Source organism: Thermoanaerobaculia bacterium, from assembly GCA_035593605.1.
Lineage (GTDB): Bacteria > Acidobacteriota > Thermoanaerobaculia > UBA2201 > DAOSWS01 > DAOSWS01.
In genome coordinates this window covers 1-24,917 of sequence record DAOSWS010000022.1, presented here as the reverse complement: position 1 = coordinate 24,917, position 24,917 = coordinate 1, and the positions used below count along the sequence as shown (strand labels likewise).

The following is a 24,917-nucleotide window of genomic DNA, read 5'->3' as shown; positions in this document are numbered from 1 at the left end:
GAGGGACTGTTATATCACCTTTTTCAGAAAGAGGCCACCCGGGACCTGGATCACCACACCCTTCAGCTCCATTTCAAGCAGAACCTGCCCGATCTGCGGGGTCGTTAAAGAACAGGCTTCTTTCAGCTCATCGGGATGGCGGGGGACGGCGGGATCCAGAAGGGAGTAAACCGTCCACTCTTCCTCGCCGAGGTGGATTTCCCTGTCCTCTGTTTTCTGGGAAGGAGTGAAATCGTATTCTTCAAGGATGTCCGCAGATCCGGTGACAAGGATTGCCCCCTCTCTCAGGAGGCGGTGGGATCCCGCAAAGGAAGGCTGGAAGATGGATCCCGGAACCACGAACACATCCCGGTTTTCCTCGACCGCAAGCCGCGCTGTGATCAGGGATCCGCTTCGGAGGCCCGCTTCGATCACGATAACCCCCCGGCTGAGGCCTGCAATAATCCGGTTTCTCCGGGGAAAATGGTGGGGCAGGGGAGGCGTGCCGGGAGGATACTCCGAAAGAATGGCTCCTCCGGTGTCCAGAATTGCCTCTGCCAGTTTTCCATGCTCAAGAGGATAGAGTCGATCCAGGCCCGATCCGAGAACGGCAGTAGTCACGCCTTCGACTTCCAGAACCGCACGGTGGGCCGCCCCATCGATGCCCCGCGCCAGACCGCTGACGATGTGAATCCCGCTCCTTCCCAGATCGGCGGAAATGGCAGCTGCTGCCTGGAGTCCGTATGGACTTGCTTTTCTTCCGCCCACGACGGCAAGGGTAAGATCCCGTTCCGGAAAGGTCCCGCGGAGAAAAAGAAGAAGGGGCGGGTCAGATATCCGGGCCAGAGATTCCGGGTAAGCGGGTTCACCCAGGATTAGAACGTGATAGCGCCCTGAATCAAGGTCATTCAGAACCCGGTGGGATCTTTGTTGGAGAGATGAATCTGTCTCCGATTGCAGGAGTGAAATAATCTGTTCTGGATCGCGGGTTCTGGAGAGGATGGATGAACATCGATCCGGAAAGGCCCGGCTTGTGAGGACCGTTTCAAGAAACTTCCGGCGGTCTTTCTTGTAAAACATCATGGAGGTAGTTTATCATTACCATTATGCGCAGGCTGATCATTCTTCTGATCCTTGTTGGACTTTCAGCGTGTTCAACTGCATCGTCCCAGGCCAAACAGATTGCCGGTTTCGGGACGGAGATGGCAAAGGAAGGACTGTGGAGGGAAGCCGAATTCCGTTGGAGACAGGCTCTGGAACTCTCACCCGACGACTTCCGTCTTTATAACAACCTGGCCATCGCAGCAGAAATCAGGGGAGATTATGACGAAGCCCTGGAACTCTATGAGAAAGCCCTGAACCTAAATCCCCGCGACAAGACCGTGAGAAAGAACTATGAAGCGACTCGACAGTTTGTTGATAGTCAGCTGCCTGATTCTGAGTAGCGCTCTTATGGGATCCACCCACAGGGTGGATCTGCGTCTGCCCGCCAAAGCGGCGGTTTCGATCGAAGAGGGGGACCGCATCCTTATCGCTCCCTTTGTGCTTGCTCTGGCGCAAAGCGATGAGAAACCCAAAACCGTGATCGATGTTCAGCTTGAGCTGACCGACTATCTTGCCAAATTACTCCGAAAGAAAAAATTTGACATTGTCGTGGATCGGGCCATCGTCCTTCCTTCGGCCAATCTGGATCGACTCAAAGCCGATACCGAATTCTGGAAGGAGACAATCACCGGTTACAACGCGAAATACGCCCTTTCCGGAACCGTCGATTTCCGCGTGGAAGACCGTTCCAACTATGAAACCGAGGAATTCGTGAGCGCCTATGATAAACGGACCTACCTGCGTCAGATCCTTGTGGAGAAAACCGGTCTTGCTCTTGAAATTTTGCTCTACGTCATTGACGCGGAGGGGACCGTGGTGAAGGAGCTTCCCCTGAAGACCTTTATGGATGTAGAAGCGAGAAATTACGATCAGCTGCAGGGGTTCTTTGAAACGATCTACCCGATGGAAGAATCGATTCTGAACCTCTTTGTCCCCCACAAGGCGAAGCAGCGCCGATACCTTTTTGGATTCTGACCATGAAAAAGACCCTTACTCTTGTTATTCTCTTTTCCGCACTGACGCTCTTCCCCTTTGGAAAAAACAAGATCACTTACGACACCTTTGAATGGCAGATCTATTCGACGCAGCACTTCGATCTTTATCATTATTCGGCCGAGGCCGATGCCCTCCCCAAGATTGCTTCCATGGCGGAAACCGCGTATGAAACCCTGGCGCGGAAATTCAATTACCGTATGGAAAAGAAGGTCCCTCTGATCTTTTACAGGACCCATGCTGAATTCGAACAGACCAACGTCCTGTTGAATTTTATCCCGGAAGGTGTGGGGGCCTTCGCCGAGCCGATTCGAAACCGCATGGTCCTTCCCATCGACCTTCCGGACGACAAGCTTCAGAAACTGATTCTTCATGAACTGACCCATATTTTTCAGTTCGTTTACTTTTTCCAGGGTAGCGTAGGTAAGAATATCTTCAATCAGCCGCCCCAGTGGTTTGTTGAAGGAATGGCTTCCTACATGGCGGATGATGAAGATGCCTTCGCAAAGATGGTCCTCCGGGATGCCGCCGTCAACGATAGAATTCCTTCCATTACCACGCGCGGCATCGGCGGATACTTCGCATACCGTTTCGGCCACGCGGCCTTTAACTTTATTGAGGATACCTGGGGGGAAGAGGGACTTCGAAGCTTCTTTTATGAATATCGCTCCAACATATCCCGAAGCATGGAAAAATCGATCCGTCGGGCCTTCGATATTGCACCCGAAGAATTCGACATGAAATTTCGAACCTATTTGCGGAAAAAGTACCTGCCGGTTTTGATCGATACCGGAGAACCCCACGAATTCGGAAAACCGTTTCTCACCCGGGAACGCCATTTGATTCAGTTACTTTCCCCTTCATTTTCACCATCGGGGGACCTCATCGTCGCTGTGGGAAATCCCAAGCAGGATGTGGACGTCATTCTTCTTTCCGCAGACGGAAAGGAAATCATCAAAAATCTGACGCCGGGTTATGTGAACGATTATGAGTATATGATCGCCTCCTTTCTTACCGTAGGACCCGAGCTGGGCAAGGATGTAGCTTTTTCCAACAGCGGAAACGAAGTGGCCTTCTTTGTCCGGCGCGGGAAGGGGAGAGAACTGGTTATCCTCGATCTCTTTACACGCAAGCAGCGAAGAATATCCTTTGATAATTTGGCCCAGGAGCGTAGCCCGGCCTTTTCTCCGGATGGAAAGAAAATTGTCTTTGATGCATGGGGAGAGGTCTCGTCCAATATCTTTCAGTACGATATTGAATCGGAAACCCTGACTAATCTGACCAACGATTCTGCCTTCAGCGCGGCGCCTGCGTTCAGCCCCGACGGGAAGACTCTTGTCTTTTCCCAGGAGATCGGCATTGACATTCAGCTTTTTACGATGGATCTTGAAAATCCACAATCGAGGAAGCAGATTACCTTCAGCCCGGGCCGACACATTTCCCCGCAATTTGATCCTTCCGGGGAGTGGATCTACTATGCCTGGGATCCCGATGACATCCTGAACATCTATCGGATGGAAATCGCCACGGGAAAGGTGGAACAACTGACGAATGCCGTTTCGGGGTGTTTTTCTCCGGCAATTCATAAGACAGCCAAGGGAAAGCCCTATCTCATTTTTACTGGGTATTTTCAGGGACAATTTGAGCTCTTCTATCAGGAAGATCCCGAAGTCATCCGTACCTTAGAGGAGGTTGCTCCCGAAGAGGAAACAAGAGCGGAACCATACAAGCCGCTGATTGAAGTTCCCGTTGACCCTGAGGCCGTGGAAAAAAGTCCAAAATTCAAACTTCAATTTGAAGACGCCAGCGTGCAGGTGGGAGTCAATACCGACCAACGCTTTATGACCTATTCGTATATCCGCCTCTCGGACATGCTGGGAAACCGCCATCTCTGGATCAACATGGAATCGGTAAGCACCTACACAAATACGTCGGTTTCCTATTACAACCTGAAGAAACGACTCCAGTGGGGGCTGACGGCCTATGACTACCGCACGTACTACCTGACCTACAATTATTATGCGGATCAGGGACGTGATTACGACAGGGAACGATTCCAGCGGTACACAGGAGCAACAGCCTTTTTCCAGTATCCGTTTAACTTTACCCACAGGGGTACCTTCGGGCTGGGGTACATGAGCCGATCCATTGAGTATCCCGTATTCTCACAGGATCAGTTTGGGAACTACACCTATACAACCTACGATTACGCCGATGATTTTGCCTACCTCTCGACCTCGTTTAACGGGGATTCAACAGTATGGCAGTCTTTTGGCCCCTACGCGGGTCGGCGGTATCAATTGGCCTACACCGTTGCGCCTCAAATGAGCGGCACCCCAAAAACGTACAATCTCGAAATCGATTTTCGACAATATATTCCATTCGGTCGCCGATCCCTCATCGCATACCGCCTGGTAGGAGCGAGAAGTGGGGGAGAACAGCCGGGAATCTACACCTTTGGAGGTCTGGATACTCTAAGGGGCTTTGATTTTCGGGAGTTTTTCGGCACCAATATGGTCTATTCCAATCTCGAGGTCCGATTTCCCATAATCGACATCCTTCGATTCCCCTTTATGGAGCTCCGGGGCATCCGCGGAAGGGTGTTTCTTGACATGGGGGGGGCCTGGTTTGACGATGAACCCTTCCAGTTTATCCAGGATGGACGCATGAAGGATGGCGTTGCTTCCTATGGGTTCGGCTTCTCCGCCCAACTCCTGGGGCTTGACTGGCACTGGGACTTTGCACGAAAATGGGACTTGAAAGAATCCCTTTCGGGGACGGAGACGTCATTCTGGATTGGAAGGAGCTTCTAGCGAATGGAATGGCACATCGTTGGCGCATATGGGGGGGACAGTCCGCAACACCGAATGACCTGTTTCGTGATCAATTCGACCACGGCACTGGATGCTGGAAGCCTTACGCGCGGGCTCCCCGTGGAAGCTCAGAGGAGAATTCGGAATATTGTCATCTCCCATGCCCACATGGATCACATCTGTGCTCTTCCCTTTCTTGTGGAGAACGTGTTCGGAGCATCATCCGAAGCGCTTACGATTCACTGCATCAAAGAGAGCACCATCATGATCCGGAAATCCATCTTCAATAACGATACCTGGCCGGATTTTACGAAGATTCCCGATCGGCGCGTCCCGTCGATCCAGTTCAAGGAAGTACAGAGAGAAGTCCCCTTCACAGTGGACGGTCTGACCTTTACTCCGATTCCTGTGAACCATATCGTTCCCACGGTCGGGTACCTGGTGGAAGACGAGGGCAGAGGGGTAATTTATACGTCAGATACCGGTCCTACTGAAAGAATCTGGGAAGTTGCCAACGCCCATCCCGATCTGAAAGCCGTCATCATTGAAACATCGTTTGATAATTCCCTGGAAAAAGTTGCGATTCTCAGCAAGCACTTTACGCCATCCATGCTGAAGGAAGAGCTGAAAAAACTGAAAAAGGATGTTCCCGTCTACCTCTACCATCTCAAACCGCCCTATATTAAAAAGATGATGAAGGAGATCGACGCCCTGGGGGATCCCAGGATTCATTATCTCATTCAGGACAAGACCTACACTTTCTGATGGTCCGACCACCCCGCTGGGTCATTCTCATGCGTTCCTTCATGATCCTTTTTATCCTTGTCGCCCTATTTCTCCTCTATGTGTTGAACCGTTTACTGCTGCGTATTCTCTCCTTCGGGAGTTGACGCGGGAACGTCTTCGGACTACACTAGGGCTCCCATGGGGTTGTAGCTCAGTAGGATAGAGCAACGGATTCCTAATCCGTAGGTCGGAGGTTCGAATCCTCTCAGCCCCACTGTACTGCCGAGTTGTCATTCCTTCCACAACCTCCCAAACATTGATAATTTGAACATTGGAGGATTGACATCCCCCGCACTACCACTCTCGCCGACCTCAAGAGACGGGTGTGAAAGGGAATTCGGTCCGCGCTCCAGGGATTACTTATCTGGGGTACACTCGGATGGCTTCCCGCACCCGCTCCACCTCGCCGCGCTCCATGGATTACTTATCTGGGGTACACTCGCGTCAAATCCTCTCAGCCCCACTGTGCTGCCGAGTTGTCATTCCTTCCACAACCTCCCAAACATTGATAATTTGAACATTGGAGTATTGACATCCCCCGCACTACCACTCTCGCCGACCTCAAGAGACGGTAATAAAAGAGGAATCGGTCCGTCCTCATGGGTGGATTATTTGGGGTTCAATCGGATCGAATCCTCTCAGCCCCACTCACATCCGAGCTACCACTTTTCCCTCAACCACCTGCACGTTGGCAAATGAAGTGACAGAGGATTGACTTCCCCCGCACCACCTCCCTCGTCGACCTCAAGAGACGGGTGTGAAAGAGGAATCGGTCCGCGCTCCAGGGATTACTTATCTGGGGTACACTCGCGCCTGTCCCGCCATAGCTCGTCGAGCGACGGCGGATCAAATCCTCTCAGCCCCACCAGCCTTCGCCGCGCAGATTTATCAAGCGGAGAAGGCTGCCACGCCGAAGCTTTATTAAGCGAAGGCGGGTACACACTAAATGGCTACGGCTCGGCAAGCTCATCTCTGAATCAACCTCCCAAACGTTGGTAAATTGAATATTGGAGGATTGACATCCTCCGCACAGCCACTCTCGTCGACCTCAAGAGAAGGTAATGAAAGAGGAATCGGTCCGTCCTCAGGGGTAGGTTATCTTGGGTCCAATCGGATTAAATCCTCTCAGCCCCCACCCAGTGCCTTATAACAAATCCCAATATACAAATAAAAAAAACGTCCCCTCGGGGAGGGGACGTAAAGATCAAATAATTGTCTCGTATCAGAAGGAAAAGGAGACGGTGGCTCCGTAAAGAAGGGTGTCGTCCAGGTACCCGTTGGGGTTGAAGGAGGATCCGTTCACGACACGTTCGGCATCTTTGGACAGGGGAAAGAAGTATTGAACCACGGGCTGGAGGCTTAGCCTCTGGGAAAGCGGAACCGTCAGTCCCAGCGACAGCATTCCGTCGTGCAGGCCGGCATATTGATCTCCCGTGTATTCTTCTGTGTCTGGATCGTAGGTGTTCCAATAGTCACCGCCGCCGATGACATACCCTGCAGAGGCTCCCAGGTCAAGCGTGACCTGCTTGCTGATGGGAACGGAGTGGCTAAGGGAGAAGTTCAGGTACGACGAGGGATAGGCGTCGATATCACGGTATACGGTCAACGTGGGTGTGCCCCATACATCGTAGGATAGTCCCATCCAGAGTTCCTGGGTTTCGTCCGCGTATTTTGTAGCGTAATAGACCCATCCTGCGGTCATGGATACTTTTCCAAATGAGTGAGAATAGCTCACGCTGATATCCGACTCGTTGAAGCTCTTGTGTCCCGGACTGTCCGGAGCAAAGGAGACGGTTGCTTCTTCTTCTGTGTCGATGTTTCCCCAGTAGGCAAAACTGAGGCTTCCGACATTGAGTTCCAGAGAAGTCTGGATAACCCCATTATCTTCTCCAAGCTCATATCCGCGAAAGATATATCGATTGAACAGGTTTATCGATGCGCTGCCCGTGAACTCCAGGTCATCTGCCACCATGGATATACTGGAAAAACAGAGGATGAAAATTGCGATTGTCTTGAACAATTTCATGGTTTTTACGCAACCTTTCTGTTATCAGTCATGAAGATAGGCTTCTTCGCCGTGGAGCACGGCATCGAGGCCAAGATCTTCTTCTTCCTTCGAAATTCTGACCGGCGTAATTTTATCGATCACAACGAGAGCGATGTAGGTGAAGATAAAAGCATACAGGCTGAATCCTACTACCGCAACCAGCTGTTTGACGAAGAACGTCGAGTTGCCGTAGAAGAGGCCGTCCGCTCCTGCAGCGTTAACAGTTGTTGTGGCGAAGAGGCCCAGCAGGATAATGCCCAGGGTACCTCCCACGCCGTGCACCCCCCAGACATCCAGTGCATCGTCCCAGCCCATCTTGTTTTTCAGGGTTATGGCTCCGTAGCAGACGATACCGGCGATGATCCCGATGAGCACTGCCGTGGGTACCGTTACAAACCCGGCGGCGGGTGTGATCGTTGCCAGACCCGCAATTGAACCTGTGAGAAGTCCGAGGAATTTCGGTTTTTTCTCAAGAACCCAGGCCAGGATCAGCCATGTGATGGCAGCAAATGAAGCTGCAATGTCGGTATTGACGAAAGCCAGAGCCGTGATCTGGTCTACCGCAAGTTCACTTCCTGCGTTAAAGCCATACCATCCAAACCAGAGAAGCCCTGTGCCCAGTGCTACGAGCGGAATACTGTGAGGGCCCTTTTCTATGGTTTTTCTTTTGCCAACGAAGAATACCGAGGCAAGGGCCGCCATCCCGGCAATCGCATGTACGACGATACCGCCGGCGAAGTCCAGAACTCCCCACTGCTGGAGGATTCCACCCCCCCAGATCATATGAACGGCTGGAAAATAGACAAAGAGAAGCCAGACGGTCAAAAAGAAGAGATAGGCGGAAAATCGTATTCGGTTTGTGAACGCCCCGGTAATCAGTGCCGGTGTAATAATGGCAAACATCATTTGATAGGCGACAAAGACAAGCAGAGGAATATTGTTGGAAGCAGATAACACGGCCATGGGGTCTACTCCATGTAGAAAGGCCATGTTCAGATTCCCAATAATCCCACCGACATCTCCAGAGAAACATAGGGAATATCCGCAAATGAACCAGAGTACGGATGTCCAGCCCATGGAAACAAAACTCTGGATCATGATCGCCAGGACGTTCTTTCGGCCGACGAGACCTCCGTAAAAGAAAGCCAGCCCCGGTGTCATGAGCATGACAAGGCTGGTAGCTACAAGCATAAATCCCGTATTGCCCGTGTCAAACATAATTAAGCCCCCCTTTTTGCTTAATAGTGAAAACCATCACAAAGTTACCATCGTTAAAGGGCTTGCACAATCAGGGGAAACGGTAATACTCGATTCGAATTATCTTAGGAGGCGTAAGGATTCGAGGCAGGTAAGGGTTTCTCTTACAGGGAGGTGATGCCTTCCCGTATAGCATACTTGGTCAATTCGGCGATTGAATGGATGTCCAGTTTGTCCATGATGTTTTTGCGGTGCGTTTCCACTGTTTTTACAGATACATCAAGCTCTTTTGCAATTTGTTTCGTCGATATTCCTTCAGAAATCATCTGGAGGATTTCCCGTTCCCGGGCACTCAAAACGGAAAAGACAGAGGCTTTTTCCTGAACGAGATAGCGAAGGTAATCCTTAACAACCGTATCCGTAATTGCAGTGCTTAAGAAAACCTGTCCTCTTACGACGGACCGGATGGCTTCGGTGAGTTCATCAAAAGCTGACTCTTTCAGGAGGTAGCCCATGGCTCCTTCTTTCAGGGCCGCGGAAATATACCGTCCGTCTGCATGCATGGAAAGGATGATGATCTTTGTCTCCGGATGAATGGCAAGGATTCTTCGGGTGACTTCAATTCCATTCATACCGGGCATGGATATATCAATAATTGCAATATCAGGTGAGAATTCTTCAGCCATCTTCACAGCGGCCAGTCCATCCAGTGCCTGTTTCACAGTTGAGACCGATGACGATTTTTCAAGCATGCTCGTCAGACCGTCCAGAACAATCTTGTGATCGTCTGCAAGGAGTATACGAAGGGTCATTTGAATTCCTCCTCACGTGTGACCGGGGAGAGAGGAATGGAGAGGATAAAGATAGATCCATTCTTCTCACCCCTGAGAATATCCAGGTTTCCTCCCAGTGCTACCATTCTTTCACGGATACTGAATAGTCCAAATCCACTGTCTCTAAAGCGGTTGGCCGCAATCTGTTGCGGCTCAATTCCCACACCGTCATCAGTTACCGTCATACGAAGAAGGTCCTTGTCCCACTGGAGCTGAATCTTGACGAGGCTTGCCTGGGCATGCTTGGATACATTGATCAGTAGTTCCTGAACAGAACGAAATAGGGTTATTTTCAAGTCATCTTGTAAAGGCTGGGAAAATCCTGCTGATGTAATCTTGATTATTAACCCATGTTTCTGCCTGAACTGCTTGGAAAGCCATTCCAGGGCTGCCTCCAACCCGAGATCATAAAGTACAGGAGGGCTGATCTCAAATGTTAATGTCCGTGTCGCCTGAATGATTTTGTCCAGGAGCGATCTCGATTCTTCAAGGTCCGCTTCCATTCCGGTGAACATGGCATTGGATTGAAGCCGGGTCAGTCTTCCTTTCAAAATTGCGAGTGCCTGCCCGATGTGATCGTGCAGATTTGAGGCTATGGCACGTTTTTCCCGTTCCTCCGCCAGGGCAAGCTGAGATGCAAGGCGGCGGTTGTTTTCTTCCACTCTTTGTCTTTCTGCAATTTCTTCCAGCAGTGCCGCATTTGTCTGGCTGAGTTCTGTCGTGCGCTCCCGGATTTTGTGCTCCAGCTGCGCATTAGAATGTCTGAGATCCTCCTCTGCCTCATAACGTTCAAAGTAAGATTGGAGCATCTGGGCCAGTGATTGGATCAGGGCCGACTCTTCGTCAAGAAACGAACCATCGGATGCAGGCGGTTTTTCTTCCAGGTAAGCCACCTCAATCCGTCCGGATCGGCCGTTGCGCGTTCTAAACGTTTCCGTCTGCATCCAGGGAGTTTTTTTAAACGAGGGTGTGAACACTTCCACTTCACCAACGGAGATGTGGGCAGCTGTAATTTCCGGGTATTGCCAGGCCGGAGGAATTTGCATAACGATCTCCTGCAACAGTTCCGCGGGTTTTCTGTCATGGTTGTGGAGAAGACGCGCTACGGCATGAAGCGCGGTCAGTTCTTTCACCCTTTCCGTTAAGGCCCAGAGGAGAAGATCCTTTTCGGCCTGATGGAAGGAACCGGAACCATGAACTGAAGAATCAGGAGTTGGCATCGCACTGTAGATTATACTTTGGCAAACCATATTTCAAAGCGATTCTGTTCCAATAACTGAGATACAGGAGGCGTAAATCTAATACATTAAGGACTTTCTGGAAGGATACAGGGAGGAGAATGCAGAAAGTTGAGCAGCGAACACTTCTGTGGAATTGACGAATCTTATGATCTCGGTTAGGATTTCAGCAGGGATTCATTCCTGGAGACCTGAAAATGGCGAGAGGTAATCCTATGAAATCTGCGGGATGCGGATGGTTGTTTCCATGACGACAAAGACAACGACGGCTTCGATTGCTCCTCCTTCCCTGTCGGGGGACCTGTGGGGCGGTTTCGCCGCGATGCTGGTAGCCCTGCCCTCCGCCATCGCCTTCGGAGTTCTGATTTTTTCGGTGATGGGGCCCCAGTATGCCGGGATGGGAGCCCTGGCGGGGATCCTGGGCTCGATTGCTCTGGGCCTGGTCACGCCCTGGATCGGTCGGACAGGAGGGCTGATTGCCGCCCCGTGCGCGCCTTCCGCGGCCGTTCTCTCTGCCATGGTGGCCAGTCTTCTGGCCGGCGCGACAGGGCGTGCGTTTCAACCCGATGAAATTCTTCCCCTTATTGCCGTTACCGCAATTCTGGCTTCTGTGCTTCAGGTCGTCTACGGTGCGATCGGGGGAGGCCGGCTGATTAAATTTGTTCCCTTTCAGGTCGTCAGCGGATATCTATCTGGAGTCGGCGTTCTGATCGCCCTCAGTCAAATCCCCAAGCTCCTGGGTTTAGAAGAGGGCGTTCCTCTCCTTCATGGTTTGATTCGACCTTCGGACTGGGTATGGCAAAGCCTTCTCGTTGGTCTCGTTACGATGGGGGTTACGGTTCTGGCCCCCAGGGTGATCCGGAAGGTTCCCGCAACAATTGTCGGTCTGGCCGGCGGGATGGGAGCCTACGGCATTCTGGCGATGGGTGATCCTGCCCTGAGAAATCTCCGTGACAACCCTCTCATCATCGGTCCGATTGAGACATCCGGGTCTTTTCTTGGTGCCGTGGCCCATCATGCGGCCTCTCTTTTCTCGGTCGACCCTCATCTGGTGTCTCATGTCATGATCCCTGCCCTGACCCTTTCCGTCCTTTTGTCAATCGATACGCTCAAAACCTGTGTCGTCCTTGATGCCCTGACACGGGGCCGTCATCATTCCGATCGTGAGCTCCTGGGGCAGGGTATGGGAAACTTCATTGCCGGTCTGATCGGAGGAATGCCGGGCGCCGGTACCATGGGGCCGACCCTGGTCAATGTCACCAGCGGCGGGCGTACCTTTCGGTCGGGGCTTGTCCAGGGAGTGCTGGTTGTGGCGGTCTTCTTTGCTCTGGGCTCCCTGGTCGCATGGGTTCCCATCGGCGCTCTGGCCGGCGTTCTGCTGATTGTTGCGTGGAGAATGATCGACTGGAGGCAGGTCAAGCTTTTGAAAAGCCGGAACGGGAGACTCGATTTTGCTGTTATTATTTCGGTCGTTCTTGTTGCGGTTGCGGTGGATCTCATCGTGGCCACGGGTGTCGGCATCGCCCTGGCCGTTCTTCTGTTTCTCCGGGATCAGATCCGGGGTTCTGTCATTCGAAGGAAGCATTACCTCAATCAGTTCTCTTCAAAGACCCGCAGGCTGGCACATCAGAGAGCCATCTTGAAAGCGAAGGGAGACCAGGGTGTCTTTTGCGAACTGCAGGGAAATCTCTTTTTTGGCACCACGGACCAGCTGTTGACTCAACTCGACGAAGATCTGAAAAAGCGGGATTATATTCTTCTGGATATGCGGCGGGTTCAATCGATGGATTTTACGGCCGCCCACCTACTGGAACAGCTGCAGGAACGCCTGTTTGAAAGGGGCGGTCAGCTCCTTCTGAGCGGAATGCCTAGCGGTCTTCTGGACGAAAGGGACTTTGAACGATATCTGGCCGGCCTGGGAGTGGTCCGGAAGGGTGGGGGAGTCATGGTTTCCGATACGCTGGATGGGGCCCTGGAGTGGATCGAGAATCGCATTCTGGAACAGGAGGGCGCCGCACCTGAGGACGATGAAACTCTTCTGACCCTCGGAGAAATCGACTTATTCCGCAGTCTCAGCCCCGATGTGCTGAATACCCTTTCCGCCTGTGTTCGAGAAGAGCATGTTCCAGAAGGCGGGCGGATCTTTTCCTGCGGGGACAGCGGAGACGAAATCTACTTTGTCCGAAAGGGGAGCATACGGATCCTTCTGCCGCTGGAGGGCGGAAGGCGTCACCATTTAGCCACGATTGGGAGAGGGGACTATTTTGGAGAGCTCTCCTTCCTGGACCGCATGACCCGTTCCGCCGATGCCGAGGCCAAAGTGGCCTCCGATTTCTTCATCCTTTCGAGAACAGCCTTTGAGAATCTTCAGGAGAATGCTCCCGCACTTGGACATGTACTCTTTAATCGTCTCGCGGTTCAGATGGCGGAGCGGCTCCGCCATACCGATATGGAACTGCGGATGATCGAGGAGCGCTGACCCGTTACGTGCAGGGACCGGAGGTGTTGAGTTCACGCTCTCCTGATGTGGCCTCGCCGGCTGAACCCTCTCCCTGACTGTTTGTGCCGGTAACCAGATACCAGAAGAGTGATCCTGCAGCAGGGACTTCATCGACACCGGAAAGAGATTTCCCTGAGATTCCTGAAGCACAAGTGCAGGAATCCAGTTCACTGTCCAGAAGATGAGGCAGATCCGACCCTATTCCCCGGTAGACCGTGTAGGTGTCCGCAAATGGGTTGGCACCCCAGGAAAGGATAGTGGATGTATCCCAGATCAACGCCGTTTCGGTCGTAGATGCCGTCTCTCCCGGAGGGCCGCTTTCGCACAGCGTGAATTCACAGCTGGAAGGTGCTTCATAGGTGACCTGGATGTCGTCCAGATGGATATCATTGCCCCATGCGCTGATTCCCAGGATTCCGATGTAAACCGACTGGCCTGCATACGCGTTCAGAGAGACAGTGTGATACTTCCAACCCGTGGTGGAATCATATCTGGATATAGGAATTCCCACGTCGATCCATGAAGTGCCGTCCAGGGATACCTGGGGCTGAATCCGATCATCACTGCCTGACAATTCAGTGTCGTGGTACATCCACCATGTCAGGGAGGTGGACGTGATTCCTGTAAGGGAAAGCGGTGTAGTTTTAAAAAGACGTGTTGTACTGCCCTGGGTGGCTGAATAGGCATTGAAATAGACCAGGTTCGGATTGGAATGGGGTGCCTGTCCCGACGGATTTTGAGTCGACGTTGCTGTACTCCAATTTCCTGCATTCTTGTTTACATCTTCCTGAGACCATCCTGGGGGAAGGTCCGGGGGCGCAGTGGAAACGTCAAAGGTCTCTTCCAGAAAAAATCCCGACCCCTGTGTAATATCCCCGATAACCAGGGTCACGGTGTCGGTCCAGGTTCCCTGATCCGCTTCAATGAGAAGGTCCAGAATCACCGGGGTTCCGCACGGTGTGGAGGGGGAAACCTGAATCGTGATGGAAGGAGCCTGGGTTTCAGCTGTGCCGCCGGCCGGAATGGGCGCGGCCGTCGTGATGGATTGCAGAATGTCTACGTATTCTGATCCGGTAGCCGCCGTCACCTGCACGCCGGTGATCTCATAGGGACCACCGTTCGATAGAGTGAGGGTGATGGCCGCCTCTTCCCCGGGGTCGAGAACATCATCTCCCCCTGAGCCGGTACCTGAGCAGGCATCGAAGAAGGTATGGCTCTGGACTTCCACGAGGACCGGCATTTCGCAGGATATCGTTGTGGATGTATCGGCCGTGACTACGACTCCTGTCCGGGTTACAGAAATATACCCCGGTGCTTCACACCTGACCGTATAGGTTCCCGGCTCCAGGACCCGGTGAAAATCACCGACATCGGGATCGGTGAGTACACTCTTGTACTCATGAGGAACGGTCACATATGTGGAAGAGGAAGCCGTGCAGGTCGCCGTCACGGTCCCGTCCAGGGGGGTTCCGGAGAGGGCGTCGGTCATGGTTCCGCTGACTCCCTGGAAGGTCTTGAGCATATAGTTCAGCACGGCCTGGCGATGTTGTGCAGTGAAGGACGGGATTTCAGAAGGGTCCGGCCATTTGGTGGTCGTCAGTTCCAGGGTCGTATCCAGATCGGACCAGAGGTTGTAGGACCAGTCATTCGTGTCACCCCGCGTGACGTACCAGTCGGCGCCGTTTGTGTACCAGAAGCCGGGGGCGGTACAACCGTCCATGTAGGCCTGAGCCAGGCCGTATGGAGAGGGATCGGCTTCCCCCAAAGGGCCCCCGGTTCGTGATTCGAAGAAAATCGGTTCGTCGGAGGTGGGGGAGGAAGTGTAGTTATAGACCGAGTTGAAGCAGGCGGCTCCGCCGTGGAAGGAGATCGAAGTCACAAAACGTTTTCCCATGACCTCGGTGAGGTCGCGAATGGCCTGGGTCTCTTTCTCCGTAAAGGGCTGACAGGGATTTGTATAGGGTTCACAATCCTCATTCCCGTTGGGTCCCCAGAAGTTCCTGTTCAGATCCACGTTGCGGCTGTTGTACCGGGTGTTATGGGACCGTCCGTAGGGATTTCCCATCGGGATAAACCAGAGCTCCGCCTCGTCGACCAGCTTCTGGGCATCGGTATTCGAGGAATAGTTTGTCAGGATCCAGTCCAGGACGTCGCAGGTGACCATGAGCCCGGACACTTCGTCGCCGTGGATATCCCCATAGAGCCGGATTTCCGGCTCGGCCTCTTCGGCGTCGGGGTTGTCAGTGACCTTGATTGCGAGAATATCGTAGGCTCCATCCTGAGTCGGCCCCAGGTTGTAGAGCCTTGTGATGTCGGAGTAAGTTGTATGAAGGCTCAGGAGATGCTCCATGAGGCTTCCGGAAGGCGGGTTAACGGTGTTGAAGGTCGAGGCTGTGTAGTAGCAGGGCCACGAGATCACTCCGCAGTCGTCGGGGGAGGCGAAATTTTCACGATCTGCTGCCATTTCCTCGTAGAGAATGGAGTAAGGAATTCCTGCATCCTCGAGAACTCGAAGTTCTTCGTCGGACAGCAGTGCTTTCACCCAGCCTTTCCCCGCATTCACAATGTCAAACCGGGATTCCTGCAGAAAAGAAATCGTGAAAGGTGCCGTGGTATCAATCTGAATCAGCGTATGGGTGTCGTAGGTGTCTGCCGGTACAGAGACAGCAGTGCAGAGATGAATCAGAACCGCCAGGATGATCGGGATATATTGTCGAAGATATGATGTATTCAAAATCCCTCCGGATGGCAAAACGCAATTTCTTATCGTGTTCCGGGGACGTTTGGGGCCCTCTCCATCACTATACCACAGGGCTCAGGGAATGGGGATAGCCCGACAGCCTCCCGTTCCTGTGATACACTGAATTATCTTCCATCTGTATTTTGTGAATCCTTTCCAGGGAAGATATTTTTTGACGGGAGGTATTGCGTGAAACTTTTTTCCTTCATGATCGGTACGATGCTCAGTCTATCCCTGCTTGCTCAGGCTCCGACATCCGCTTCTGGCACCCTGCGCGTCGGAATTCAGCATGACATTAACGCGACCAATCCTCACCAGTCGTTGGATACGATTACCTCCACAGTCTTAGGGAATGTCTTTGACACGCTTGTCCGATATGCCGATGAAACCTTCGACATCATCCCCGGCCTGGCTCTCTCATGGACCTCCAGTGAGGATTTCACGAAGTGGACGTACACCCTGCGCCCCGGCGTGACCTTTCATGACGGCACACCTCTGACCGCGGATATCGTGGTGAAGTCATTTATGGATGTTCCCAACTTTCCCATTGAGGTCTCAAGGGATGGAGAGATGAACGTCGTTTTTTCTCTGAAGGAAGGAAACGCGAAATTTAACGATATTCTTGCCCATCCGAGCAAATCGGTGATTCATCCGTCCATGATCGGCAATGGCTCGAAAGCGATTGGAACGGGTCCCTTCAAGTTTGGAACGTGGCAGAGCGGTAAGAGCATCAGCCTGACCCCGAATCCTTCATGGTGGGGCGGCAAAGTGAAGGCGCCGGAAGTTATGTTCATCGTTTATCCCAATGAGAATGCCCTTGTAAATGACATGATTGCAGGAAAGATCGATCTTGCGGAATGGCTTTCCGGAGATTCCATACCCGCTTTGCGGAAAGCGGATAACGTGACCGTAAAGAGTTCCCTTGGAAATAACGTTGGATTTCTGGCCATGAATACGTCGCACAGCCCCTTTGAACGTAAGGAGGTGCGTGAAGCAGTGGCCCATTCGATCAATGTTGTCGAGCTGACCCGCACCTTTTTCCCGGGGGGGACCGGCGCTCCCGCCACGACCTTCCTTCCTCCGCCCATCTTCAAGACGCAGGGACACCCGAAATCCTATAATCCCACCCAGGCAAAAGATCTCCTGACGAAGTCAGGTGCTTCTCTTTCGAAACCCATGGTTCTCCTTCAGACCTGGGCTCCACGTCCTTACATGCCGGATCCCGCGGGAATCGCAAAGGCCGTAAAGGAATCTCTTGAAAATATTGGATTTACCATTCGGATTGTGAATGATCCGGACAATTTCTTCACCCGACTTCGTGCCGGTGATTTTGATCTCTGTCTCTCGGGATGGATTGGAGACTCTTCCGATCCCGTTGAATTTCTTGCGGCAAACTTCCACTCGAACTACATCGGTCTGCAGAATCTTCCGCGCTGGTCTGACCCGCAGTTTGACAGGCTGATCCAGACCGCGCGCGTATCAAAGGGATTTCCCTTCAAGAAGGCCATGGATGACGCTCTGGGGCGCATGGGAAATGGTGTTCCCCTGGTCCCCCTCTTCTGGGGAGCTCAGAGTGCAGCCTGGTCCAAGAGTGTACAGGGCTATCATGTCCATCCGTCGAACCATATGATTCTCTGGAATGTAAGCAAAAACGGGAGTTGAGAGACCTTCTGTTCCGGGGAGATGGATTGCTTTATTACGCCTTATGGACTTCGTTCGCTAGAGAGTCGTAGAGAAGCCAGAGTCCGGAAAGACTTCTTGCCAGCCTGTATTTGGCTCGGCTCAATACCTGAACCTCACTTGAGTTGCCCTGGAAGAGGGCTTCATCCAGAAGCCATACGATCTGTTTCTCGAGGTCCTGCCCGCGATCGATGATCATCTGCGTCTTTCCCATGAGGTGCTTGTCCACAATGGCTTGTTTTTTCCTTGCTTCCAGCAGATCGGCAACGTAGAGATCAATATGGTAGCGTACAATGGCTCCCTTGAGGATAAGGCGATCCTTTTCCTGCAGGAGTTCCAGATTGTGCAGCAGTTCGTAAGCTTTGAGGGCCTGAAATTCAAACTCTTCCAGAAAAAATCCCGTGGCCATCTTCTGATCTCTGCCCAGAAGGCAGAGGGTCGCAATCGCCGCTTCTTCATCGTAGGAATCACTCGGTTCCGGATGATAGGGAGCGGGGGGAACCAGATCTTCACTTAAATCAAAGGTGAACTTGGTGTCCAGTTCCTCAAGGATCCGCTTTACATTATTTTTGAATTCAGCCAGATGTTCGATTTTTACTTCACGCTGCTGAGAGCCCGCAAAGAGAACACTCTGAAGACGTTCAATTTCCGAGACCTTTTCCATGAGGTCAGGGGAGGAGATGATCCCCGATTCCGTCATTCGCTTGATCCTTGTCGTATCTTCAAGGAGATTTTTCTCCTCTTTGCGATAAATTTCCGTGTACTGGTTTTTCGTCGCCACATTGAGTTCTGCAACCTTCAGCAGGATGTCAGGATGGAGGAACGCACCGCCCATGCGGGCCTTCAGTCCCCGGATGGCCTTTAAAATTCCGGAAAGCACAAAATCTTCAAGAGATTTACAGGTGAGAACTTCCTGCCTTAATTCCTGCAACAGGCTGATGTACTCTGACTTGAGTTGACTGTCGACTTCAGGAAAGTCTCCGACGGCCATGAGCTTTTCAAAGATTTCCTTGAGATGGTTGCGGTCCCGGAGAATGAATTTTTTCTCCGACTCAGAATACTGGCTGGAAAGATGAGTGATCAGGTAATCCAGCTTGTCCCGAATGTTGCCGTCAATCTTCTGACCATAGAGGTAAAATTTGATGATCTGGTACAGGATCTTATCCTGATCATCAACGTTAAGCCTCTGCTCAAAAAATTGACGGATATGGGAGGGTTCAATTCTGCTGTCGGCATCCTGAACGGTATTGAAATTCTCTTCGACCGATTTATGGATCTCTTCAAAACGCTTTTCAAGGGCTGCCGGCGGAAGCCCCTGAAATAGCGGCGGAAGTCCCCGAATTGTGTCATAAAGTTCTTTGAACTGAATGGAGTAGGGAAGGGGACGATCAAAGTAGTGGCGATAGATTGCCTGGAGCATCTGGTGAAAGGTCCACAGGGCCTTGAATTTGTCAGATACCTTTAGAAAACGTCGATGATGGCGTTGGATATCTTCAATAGCCATATAGGCGAATTATACCATGCCGCGGTCCCTGAGCATTGTTTCCATCGTTCGCCAGGCGCGGGTCCTGTGGGAATCCGAATTTTTCTTTTCCCGCGGGATTTCAGCATAAGTATGGATGGAATTTTCCGGGATAAATATATCGTCCCATCCAAATGCATTTTTTCCTCTGGGATTCTCTGTGACCGTACCCCGTACCGTTCCCTCAGCCAGTAAAGTCGTGGATCCCTCGGTTGCACCCACTATGCAGGTAGCTCTCGCCACTCGATTTCCACATCCATCTGCCATGCGGCAAAGAGCGGATGAACCGGATGCTTTCAGAATCCATCGGACAAGTGGGCCGGGGAATCCTCCGTAACCCTCCAGGTGCAGTCCAACATCCTCTACCATGACGGGTTTGTGGAGGATTTCGTAAGCTTTACGGACTTTAAATTTGACGATTTCGCGGAGGTCTAAGCTCTGAACTTCATCAAGATCACAGGATTCATGAATTATGGGAAACGAAATAATGGATTGAATTTCTGCCAGCTTTTCGAAATTTCCCGTGACAAGAGTCCAGATCACGTCAGGAACGGCTCCCCGGTTTGACAGCCTGAGATCCTTTGGCGCAGAGGGGGCATTCATCCTGATCGTATACGGGGAAAATGACCTGCCAGAGGTATTCATAGGGAACGGTGAATGGAGATTCTTTCGTTCGAAAGACCAGGCTCCCGACGACGGCCGGAACTCCACCGGCCTCCGATACGGCTTTGATCACTTCTTTTACACTGCCTCCCGTTGTCACAACGTCTTCAACGATGCCAACCCTGTCTCCGGGTTGAATCAGAAATCCACGCCGAAGAGTCATGACACCTTTTTCCCGCTCCGCAAAGATGGCCCGTTTCCCGAGAGCGCGCCCGACTTCCTGACCGATCACAATACCGCCGATGGCGGGAGAAATGACGAGATCCAGATTGTAGGGCTGGAGAAGATCTCCCAGAAGGAGACCTGCCCGGGTCGCGAATTCGGGGTGCTGAAGCATGACGGCACATTGCAGATAGTTGGAGGAATGTTTTCCGGAAGACAGGATGAAGTGTCCCTCAAGCAGGGCTCCGGATTGAAGAAGCAGAGATTGGATTTCAGAGGTCATGGGTCGTCCCTTTCGATTTTGTAAGATTCCATTAGACGATAGAGATGGCTGCGCGGGATCTGGATGGTGCGGCATGTTTCTGCCACATTCCAGTCATTGGCTTTCAGCTGAGCCAAAAGATACGCTTTTTCCGATTCTCTTCGATATTCCTTCCATGTAAGGTGCAAAGAGGGAGTTACCTCCTGAAGGGGCGTCTCTCCATTCGGAAGATCTTCCTTCTCGATCGTTCCCCGCGGATGAAGGATCAGGCATCGCTCCACATAATTCTTCAGCTCGCGAATGTTTCCTTTCCAGACCCGCCGGGACAGTTCATTTACGGCGTCCCGGGAAAATCCGCGGGGAGGGAGGTTGTATTCCATGGCGAAAAGATTGCAGAAATGTTCGATAAGGTCCGGGATATCCTCCCGGTGTTCATCCAGAGAGGGAACGGAAACAGGAACCACGTTCAGACGGAAAAAGAGATCTTCTCGAAACGTATTTCTCGCCATTTCTTCGCCGAGATCCTTGTTGGTCGCTGCGAGGACCCGGACGGTAACTCGAATCGTGGTTCCACTCCCCAGAGGTTCCACCTCGGAGGCTTCAAGAACTCTCAGGACTTTTGCCTGGGCGCGTAACGACATGTCCCCGATTTCATCGAGAAAGATCGTACCGCCATCGGCCAGGATGAATTTCCCAAGCTGACGGGAAGTGGCGCCCGTAAAGGATCCCTTTTCATGTCCGAAGAGCTCGGACTCGATTAAATCGTCGGGAATGGCGGCACAGTTAACCCGGATAAAAGTTTCCTGACGGGATGACGATCCACGATGAATGGCTCGGGCGACAAGCTCCTTCCCGGTGCCGCTTTCTCCCGTGATCAGAACCGGTGCCCGTGTCGGAGCAATGGTGCCTATGGTCTCCCTGAGCTGATTCATGGACGAGGATGAACCGATAATTCTATACCGGAGATTGTCCAGGGGGCGGGCCTGTGCGATCGTATCTGTCAGGGCCTTGGTTCGAAGCGCATTGTGGACAGCAATCCGTAATCGTTCCAGAGAAGGGGGTTTCTCAATGAAATCCACGGCTCCACGGCGCAGGAAATCCACGGCAGTCGGCACATCGCCATGGCCGGTCAGGATGATGATGGGCGTCTCGATTCCTTCTTCTCTCAGGGTGGCAAAGGTTTCTCTTCCGTCCATCCCGGGCATTTTCAGGTCCATGATGATGCAGGAAAATGGGGCGGAAGTGGCCCTTTCGACCGCTTCCGCCCCCGAAGAAGCTTCATCAATGATGTGACCGTCCGACTCTAAAAGCCTGCGTACGGCTTTGCGAATCGCGCGTTCATCATCTACGACAAGAATTCGGCCGGGTTCATTCATCGATCCTGATAATAGCAAAGAATGAGATGGCTTGCCTGCCCGGCCTCAACATGTAGAGGTTCACAAGGTCACCCTTCTTCGTGTCCTGGATCACCTTCTCAAGGTCTTCTGCTTTTTCTGCAGGTTCACCGTTAATCTCGAGGATGACATCCCCCTGGCGAAGACCTTCGTCTGCCGCAGGAGAGACACGCTTTACATTGGTGATCAGCAGGCCGGTCACGTCTTCGTCCAGCCGATAGTAGCGCCGGAGCTCCGGTGTGAGCTGACGCACCGTGATGCCCAGCTTCTCCTGCGTCGAGGAAGAACCTTTGGATGGTTTCTCTTCTTCAGCTTTGCTTTCATCCGAAGACCGCTCGGACAGTTTGGCTTTCAGTGTCCTGGTCTTTCCATCCCGCCAAACGGTAAGTGTTACCGTGGAGTCAGGCTCCATGGAAGACACATAGTTGATCAGGTCGGTGGTCTTTTTGACCTCGATCTCGTCCACCTTGAGAATGACATCGCCATGCTTCACGCCGGCTTCTTCTGCCGGTGTACCGGATTCCACCTGTTCCACGAAGGCACCTTTACGTTCCTTCAGACGGAAGGCTTCCTGGATATCGTGATCCACATCCCGAATTCGGACGCCAAGATAACCTCGGACGACTTTCCCATGCTTTTTCAATTGGGCTTCAATCCTTTTGAACTGGCTGACCGGGACAGCGAAACCGATGTTCTGGCCCCGCGCGGCGATGGCTGTGTTGATGCCGACGACCTGTCCATGCGAGTTAAGGAGGGGGCCGCCGGAATTGCCGAAGTTGATCGCAGCATCGGTCTGAATGAAGTTTTCGAACGAGGTGTCGGTAATGCCGATTCTCTTTCCCTTGGCGCTTACCACCCCCACAGTGACCGTATAGCCATAACGTAGGGGATAACCCGCCGCCATGACCCATTCACCAACGCGGAGGGAATCGGAGTCTCCGAGGACCAGGTAGGGGAGGTTTTTATCCGCCTTAATCTTAAGAAGGGCCAGATCGGTAGCGGGATCGGCTCCAATGACCTCTGCCTTAATGGGATCGGCGCCCTCTTCGTTGAGTGTGACTTCTACTTCATCGGCATCTTCTATGACGTGGTTGTTGGTGACGATGTAGCCGTCCGGAGAGATGATAAATCCGGATCCGCCCGCCTGGACCTTGTCTTCTTCCTCGGGTTCCCCTTCATAACGGGGGTCTTGCTGAGGCCCAAAAAACCATCGAAAGATATCCGGATCCATGAAGGAGTGGGGTTGATTTTTGCGGATCTGAGTCGACGTGATGGCCACAACGGCGGGAGAAACAATATCCGCAACGTCGGCCAGGTTGTTAACCCCTGACGGTGGCTGCGTCAATGTCTGCTGGGGGGTGGGCTCGGCGTTTCCGTTGCTTCCCAGATCCAGGACACCTGCCAGGATCATACCGAAGACGATCGAAGCGACCATCAGTACGACCAGGGAGACAGATTTAAACGATGATGTCTGATACATGGTTTCCTCCTGAAACTAAGTTCTAACAATCATGATGGTCTACAAACTGTTGAGACGAAAGGTGTCTCCTTATCCATACGGGAGTAAAACAAAAAACGTTTACAAATCGTTGATCCAGGAAAATACGATTCTATACTTTACCTTCAACCGATACATGTTTCGCTGTCGTGATAAACTTACTCTAACGGGGCGGCCGTCAAATTCGAGGTCACAAAACATATTCACCTCTTTTCAACATCTACCCTGTTTTTCAAAATTCCTTCAACGAGAAAAAGGTATCATGTCACTCGATCTTCAGGGGATCTAAAGGGGCCTGCCCGGGCAGGCCCCTTATGTTCAGGGAGGGGGAATCGGTGCGTGTTTACATAGTCTTCGATTATGTAAAGCCGAAGGCCGCGGAGGGGCGCACAGGGGCAGGGGAAGGTCGGATAAGGAGCCCTTATCGGACAGGGGTTTTTGCAGGAGGCATGACAGAGAAGGGAAATTGGGTCCCTGCTGGCATGCCTCATGCGCCCCGGCTTCCCCGTCCGCCCCGCGCCCCAAAGCGCTAAGCGACGCAAAATGGGGAAACTCGTGGTGCTGCCCGCAGGCTGTGGAAGCCCGCAGGGCTGAAACCCGAGGACAGCACCTTCCTTTTGCGTGTGTTGCGGTGGGTATTCAATAAGAACAGGAAGCACGATTAAACCGAAAACCAAAGGCTCTTATGTTACATTTTCTTCTTCTGTTTGTTCTTCACAAGGCGATAAGCCGTCTTCCAATCTTTTTTCATACTCTTGTTTCGTAATTTCTTGATCGTCAATGAAACACTTTATCGATCCGTCTTTAAAGATGATTTCTAAAAAACCACATCTTGGAACAGAATAACTGTGAATCATATTCTTTGCTAACTCCACATTTAGCCCTTGAATTGGAAGAATAATCTGGTCAATCAATAAGGCCATATTAATATCGTCTACATCATTACTGTTCTCATACTCTTTATGTTTTTTTACAAGCATAGGTATTGTTCTTTTATCGTTAAAGTGTTCTATTGAATATAACAATTCCTCAAGCTTATATCCTTTAATGTCAACCATAATATTAGAAATATCAATTGAAACGTCTTTGTCAGCTTGAAGTTCCAGTTTGTTTAATGCTACATCATAGACCATGAAATTGCCTTCTTTAACATATTTAATAAGAATTTCTTTTCCTCCACTGTCATATGTTTTAGATGCATGTTCGATTCTCATGTCACAGATAATACTATTGATAATAAAATACATGATAAATGACATGGCTATAACAAATGGAACAAGAATTGTTACAAATATCTTTATGGTCATCATTCTGTCCTTGTGTTTTATCATCACTTTATGGTAATTGTATTCTCTGACTCAGTGGTAATATGATGCATTTTACTAAACATCTCTTCACCCTCTGTCGATTCCTCACCAAATAATCCACCCAAATCAAATTCCACTTTTATATTATCTGGGGACACAATACCTATTTCTCCTTTTTCAGCTTCTTTCTTCCCGGTTT

At 51.7% G+C, this 24,917-nt stretch carries 19 protein-coding genes and 1 tRNA gene; 8 read left to right on the top strand and 12 right to left on the bottom strand.

Annotation, left to right across the window (positions count from 1 at the left end):
- Positions 1-9: 9 nt before the first annotated feature.
- Complete coding sequence (gene dprA / locus PLD04_11195) at positions 10-1,062, bottom strand: DNA-processing protein DprA (protein ID HXK68901.1); 1,053 nt, start codon at positions 1,060-1,062, stop codon at positions 10-12.
- 23 nt (positions 1,063-1,085) lie between these two features.
- Between dprA and PLD04_11190 the strand changes: the two genes are divergently transcribed.
- The 6 genes from PLD04_11190 (at position 1,086) to PLD04_11165 (ending at position 5,889) form a co-directional block, all read left to right on the top strand.
- Positions 1,086-1,424: a tetratricopeptide repeat protein gene (locus tag PLD04_11190; protein HXK68900.1), complete on the top strand. Its 339-nt coding sequence runs from the start codon at positions 1,086-1,088 to the stop codon at positions 1,422-1,424.
- Positions 1,375-2,058, top strand: a complete 684-nt coding sequence (locus PLD04_11185) for a hypothetical protein (GenBank protein ID HXK68899.1) — start codon at positions 1,375-1,377, stop codon at positions 2,056-2,058. Before PLD04_11190 ends, PLD04_11185 begins: the two co-directional genes overlap by 50 nt.
- A gap of 2 nt (positions 2,059-2,060) precedes the next feature.
- A complete protein-coding gene (locus tag PLD04_11180) occupies positions 2,061-4,889 on the top strand; it encodes a hypothetical protein (protein ID HXK68898.1) in 2,829 nt (942 codons plus the stop codon).
- Between the two features lie 3 nt (positions 4,890-4,892).
- Positions 4,893-5,654: a 3',5'-cyclic-nucleotide phosphodiesterase gene (locus PLD04_11175; GenBank protein ID HXK68897.1), complete on the top strand. Its 762-nt coding sequence runs from the start codon at positions 4,893-4,895 to the stop codon at positions 5,652-5,654.
- Positions 5,654-5,779: a hypothetical protein gene (locus PLD04_11170; GenBank protein ID HXK68896.1), complete on the top strand. Its 126-nt coding sequence runs from the start codon at positions 5,654-5,656 to the stop codon at positions 5,777-5,779. The genes PLD04_11175 and PLD04_11170 overlap by 1 nt, the downstream gene beginning before the upstream one ends.
- 36 nt (positions 5,780-5,815) lie before the next feature.
- Positions 5,816-5,889, top strand: a tRNA-Arg gene (locus tag PLD04_11165).
- A gap of 1,008 nt (positions 5,890-6,897) precedes the next feature.
- Here the strand turns inward: PLD04_11165 and PLD04_11160 are convergent.
- The 4 genes from PLD04_11160 to PLD04_11145 all read right to left on the bottom strand — a co-directional run bounded on the left by PLD04_11160 (position 6,898) and on the right by PLD04_11145 (position 10,972).
- The gene (locus PLD04_11160) at positions 6,898-7,701 is read right to left on the bottom strand and encodes a hypothetical protein (protein ID HXK68895.1); all 804 of its coding nucleotides are present in this window, start codon (positions 7,699-7,701) and stop codon (positions 6,898-6,900) included.
- A 24-nt stretch (positions 7,702-7,725) separates the two neighbouring features.
- On the bottom strand, positions 7,726-8,940 hold the full coding sequence (locus PLD04_11155; GenBank protein HXK68894.1) for an ammonium transporter: 1,215 nt from the start codon (positions 8,938-8,940) through the stop codon (positions 7,726-7,728).
- Positions 8,941-9,083: 143 nt separating this feature from the next.
- Positions 9,084-9,731 carry a response regulator transcription factor gene (locus PLD04_11150; protein ID HXK68893.1) on the bottom strand — a complete coding sequence of 216 codons (648 nt, stop codon included), beginning with the start codon at positions 9,729-9,731 and terminating at the stop codon, positions 9,084-9,086.
- The gene (locus tag PLD04_11145; GenBank protein ID HXK68892.1) at positions 9,728-10,972 is read right to left on the bottom strand and encodes a sensor histidine kinase; all 1,245 of its coding nucleotides are present in this window, start codon (positions 10,970-10,972) and stop codon (positions 9,728-9,730) included. Before PLD04_11145 ends, PLD04_11150 begins: the two co-directional genes overlap by 4 nt.
- A 265-nt stretch (positions 10,973-11,237) precedes the next feature.
- On the opposite strand from PLD04_11145, the gene PLD04_11140 reads away from it, so the two are divergent.
- A complete protein-coding gene (locus PLD04_11140; GenBank protein HXK68891.1) occupies positions 11,238-13,469 on the top strand; it encodes a SulP family inorganic anion transporter in 2,232 nt (743 codons plus the stop codon).
- 4 nt (positions 13,470-13,473) lie between these two features.
- Here the strand turns inward: PLD04_11140 and PLD04_11135 are convergent, their stop codons facing one another.
- Positions 13,474-16,224 carry a DUF2817 domain-containing protein gene (locus tag PLD04_11135; protein HXK68890.1) on the bottom strand — a complete coding sequence of 917 codons (2,751 nt, stop codon included), beginning with the start codon at positions 16,222-16,224 and terminating at the stop codon, positions 13,474-13,476.
- 195 nt (positions 16,225-16,419) lie between these two features.
- Here PLD04_11135 and PLD04_11130 point away from each other — a divergent pair, with 195 nt between their 5' ends.
- Positions 16,420-17,892, top strand: coding sequence for an ABC transporter substrate-binding protein (locus PLD04_11130; GenBank protein ID HXK68889.1), 1,473 nt, complete (start codon positions 16,420-16,422; stop codon positions 17,890-17,892).
- Positions 17,893-17,926: 34 nt separating this feature from the next.
- Here the strand turns inward: PLD04_11130 and PLD04_11125 are convergent, their stop codons facing one another.
- The 6 genes from PLD04_11125 to PLD04_11100 form a co-directional block, all read right to left on the bottom strand.
- Positions 17,927-19,414: a hypothetical protein gene (locus tag PLD04_11125; protein ID HXK68888.1), complete on the bottom strand. Its 1,488-nt coding sequence runs from the start codon at positions 19,412-19,414 to the stop codon at positions 17,927-17,929.
- 9 nt (positions 19,415-19,423) lie between these two features.
- Positions 19,424-20,035 carry a non-canonical purine NTP pyrophosphatase gene (locus tag PLD04_11120; protein ID HXK68887.1) on the bottom strand — a complete coding sequence of 204 codons (612 nt, stop codon included), beginning with the start codon at positions 20,033-20,035 and terminating at the stop codon, positions 19,424-19,426.
- Complete coding sequence (gene pyrE / locus PLD04_11115; GenBank protein ID HXK68886.1) at positions 19,977-20,540, bottom strand: orotate phosphoribosyltransferase; 564 nt, start codon at positions 20,538-20,540, stop codon at positions 19,977-19,979. The genes PLD04_11120 and pyrE overlap by 59 nt, the downstream gene beginning before the upstream one ends.
- On the bottom strand, positions 20,537-21,895 hold the full coding sequence (locus PLD04_11110) for a sigma-54 dependent transcriptional regulator (GenBank protein ID HXK68885.1): 1,359 nt from the start codon (positions 21,893-21,895) through the stop codon (positions 20,537-20,539). The genes pyrE and PLD04_11110 overlap by 4 nt, the downstream gene beginning before the upstream one ends.
- Positions 21,888-23,393 (bottom strand): Do family serine endopeptidase, encoded by a 1,506-nt coding sequence (locus tag PLD04_11105; protein HXK68884.1) that lies wholly within the window; start codon positions 23,391-23,393, stop codon positions 21,888-21,890. The genes PLD04_11110 and PLD04_11105 overlap by 8 nt, the downstream gene beginning before the upstream one ends.
- Before the next feature lie 701 nt (positions 23,394-24,094).
- Entirely contained in the window at positions 24,095-24,742 is a 648-nt protein-coding gene (locus PLD04_11100; protein HXK68883.1) for a hypothetical protein, read from the bottom strand.
- Positions 24,743-24,917: the final 175 nt, after the last annotated feature.